Source organism: Vibrio sp. 10N.222.52.B7 (assembly GCF_041474275.1).
GTDB lineage: Bacteria > Pseudomonadota > Gammaproteobacteria > Enterobacterales > Vibrionaceae > Vibrio > Vibrio crassostreae_C.
In genome coordinates this window covers 1-347 of sequence record NZ_JBFRTU010000443.1, presented here as the reverse complement: position 1 = coordinate 347, position 347 = coordinate 1, and the positions used below count along the sequence as shown (strand labels likewise).

Annotated in this window: 1 pseudogene; it reads right to left on the bottom strand. The window is 45.5% G+C overall.

The annotated features are described in order from the left end of the window. Window positions 1-347: pseudogene (locus AB4512_RS23610) on the bottom strand (hypothetical protein); the annotation flags it as partial.

The window sequence follows — 347 nt, the reverse complement described above, 5'->3', positions numbered from 1 at the left end:
TATTAGCACTTAGCAATTTGAGTTCTTGCTGTGAGTATATCGAGCTTCCGGTATTTTTAATCGCCAGTAACGAGCCACTTTGTAACAGAGGAACCACTGCTGCGAAGTTATCATTGATGCACGACTCACTCGATTTAGGCGGCACGGCTGGATTAGGTTTTGGAATGGGTGGAAGCGTACCGCCACTACGACTGCTGTATGTATCAATCGCAAAAGCCTTCACGCCAACATTGTTATTATTCGAACCATTGAGGCTTGTGAGGAAAACACCATTAGCGCCTTGGCTATTACAAATATCACTCGATGTGGGTGAGACGTAAGCGGTCGGTTTGTAAACCTTGTATGCC